Origin of the sequence: Roseiarcus sp., assembly GCF_052145395.1 — a bacterium.
Lineage (GTDB): Bacteria > Pseudomonadota > Alphaproteobacteria > Rhizobiales > Beijerinckiaceae > Roseiarcus.
The window spans coordinates 1-2,661 of the sequence record NZ_JBKQOT010000088.1; the positions used below are offsets into that span (position 1 = coordinate 1).

The following is a 2,661-nucleotide window of genomic DNA, read 5'->3' on the forward strand; positions in this document are numbered from 1 at the left end:
CCTGACGCCAATAGAAATCATCCGAGTCGCGACGAAGCAGCGCCACGGAATCGCGCTGATTGAAAAGCGCCCGAAAGGCCCAGGCGACCTTAGCCGCCGCGGAGAGCAGGGCGGGTTCGTCCCACGCCAGTTCCGGGGCTATTCTCTTCAGCGCGCGCAACGCACACACGGCGGGGCTGCCGAGCGCAACATCGACAAGGAGTTCCATCAGCTCCGCGCGAGATCCGGCATATTCGTTCCGCGTCGCTGCGGACGCCAGTTCGGCGACATGCTCGCGAAACGCGTCTTCGCTCGCGAGGTCCTGCATGCCCGAAGACGCCTCGAGCCAGCCGCGGGACCGTTTGCCCGTCAGTTCATCGAGCATCGCCGGGACGGCCCATTCCAGCGTCGGAGCCGTTGGCTCAGCCGACATGGGCCGCATACGCGCGAGCAACGGTTCGAGACGAACGGCGATCGCCGCGCGCATCGCTGCCTCCGACGGCGTGGAGTCGCATTCCGAAAACGCGGCTAAGGGATCGGCAAGTCGCGCAAGGGTCGGCGACGGATAGATCAGCAACAGCGTCCGCAGGCCAGTCAATCGGCCCTGATCTCTGCGAAACTGCAGCGGACGCAAGCGATGCTGTTCGAAATACTTCCGCTGATCGTCGCCAGCACCCACCCGCCTCTCGGCCTCGTAGGACAAGATCGCCGCAATGGCGTCCGGCGCCACGGACCAGGCGGAGAAAACGAGCGCCTTCGTCGGCGGCGTATCGGGGCGTGCGCTGCCATAGTAAGGGAGCGCCGGCGGAATCCAGAGGTTCTGCTCGAGCCGCTGCCCGAAGACATCGTCCATGAGCGCCCGCATTCGAGTGTTCGCCGGCGCCAGTGGCCTGTACCAGGCGATTGCCGAGCGTTTCAGCAGCGTCGGTCCGGCGTTCCTGACCGCGTCATGCAACCTGACGTCGGCCCCCGGAGCGCGGACCCTTTCCACGAGCTTCTTCTTCAGGTCGTAGTCCCGCATGAAGTTGAGCAGATACGGGGAGGATTTCCAGTACTCGACGATTCCCGGCGCGTCTAGAATTTCCGCCACCTTCGATACGGCGGAGGCTTCGACCAGATCTTCCGAGGAGACGCTCAAGATGCGCGCGCGTTCTACGAGCATCGAGTCGCGGTCTTTGGTGCTGGAGACGCGCTCGGTCCTCACCATCACTCGGCGAAGCTGGCCTTCGATCGCCTTTCGCGCCTCGACCGCCTTCTCGCGGGTTTGCGGAAGACCTTGCAGGAGGCTGCGAAAGGCGCGCATGTCTCGGGCGACGTCTGCCGCCGCCTCGCGGCCTCTTTCCCGGCCAAACAGGAAGCCGAGCGTCTCGATGAAGTCCTGATAGTGGTCTCCCTCCTCCGAATCGTCCCCCGCGAGCGTCAGCATCCGGTAGGGCGTCGCGGACAGCAGCAAGGTCCTTGTGGCGCGGCCGTCGGCTCCGGAGTATTCGAACAGCTCTTGCGCCAGTTCGCGAGCCTCTGTGTCTCCATGCAGCAGATCCCTGAACCTCTGGAACTCGTCCAGAATGATGAGGTCGGGCTTCAAGGCCTCGACGCAGCAGTGAGACAGGCGTTTGCGGAGTCGCCCCACGAGCGCGTTGCGAGGCGCAGTCATTTCCTCCGGATCGCTTTCCCGGCGGCGGTGAAACAATCCGCAAACGCGTTCCAGCTCATCGAATAGCACCGAGTCCGCCCGCACCTCGTTGCGGAAGCGTTCCACGATGCGCGTATCCACCCCGTCCAGCGACATGGCTTCCACGGCGCGGCTCCAGCCTTCCGCTCCAGCCGAGACCTGCAGGAGATTGTGAAGGCCCCGGGGATCCGTCACGAGGTCGGACAGCAGGTGACGCAAGAAGGCGCGCTCCGGCGTCACTCCTGTTGTCGAGCGGAGGTCGAAGGTGGTTCCCGGCGTGAGGCTGACGAAATTCACCTTGTTGCTGTCGAGGGCGCCGGCGCCACGGAGTTGAAGGAGAACGAGCGTCATTCGCGTCGGGAGCGTCAACTCACGACGGTTCAGAACGTTCAGGCGGTTCAGGTTCTGGGAGGCGATCGCCTGGTTGGAGCAGATGTAGAGGACGTCGATGCGATCGGCGCGATCCCACAGAAGCTCGATGGCTCGCGCGATGACGCCGCGCGCCACCATCGTCTTTCCAAGGCCCACCTCGTCGGCGACGAGAAACTGCCGCACGGGATCGCTCGTCCCGTAGAGCCGTTCGAACACGTAGTCGACGGTCCGCCGCTGAAAGGCCTTCAGTGGGGCGAGCGCCGCTTCGGCACAGAAGGACTCAGTCATGATGGGCGTCCAGCGCGTTCAGCGCAACCCGGAACGTGTTCCACAGGGTGCGGAACTCGGCCGGGACGGGATCGGGTTCTCCATCCCTGGCTTCCCCGAGGCCCGCCATCAGGCGTTCAATGGCCTGCATGGGATAGCCGCCCCGGCACAAGGCCCGCACCATCTCTTCGATGATCGGGGCGTCGTCCTTCGCCACGCGCCGCTCGCCGTCTCCGTTCGCCATCTGCGCGGCCAGCGCGAAGGAAAAGGGATCGCCGATCTCTGCGAGAAGCATGCGGATGTAGCGGAGGAATTTTTCCCTGCTGTCGATCACCCAGCGGAGGATGGCGGCGTTGCGCTCCGCGGGCAGT

Annotated in this window: 1 protein-coding gene and 1 pseudogene; both read right to left on the bottom strand. The window is 64.7% G+C overall.

Annotation, left to right across the window (positions count from 1 at the left end; translation table 11 throughout):
• The coding region (locus tag ACLP25_RS02985; protein ID WP_442467745.1) for a DEAD/DEAH box helicase at positions 1–2,311 on the bottom strand (2,311 nt) is incomplete at its 3' end.
• Positions 2,304–2,661, bottom strand: a pseudogene (locus ACLP25_RS02990) (phospholipase D family protein); the annotation flags it as partial. The pseudogene ACLP25_RS02990 and the gene ACLP25_RS02985, both read right to left, overlap by 8 nt.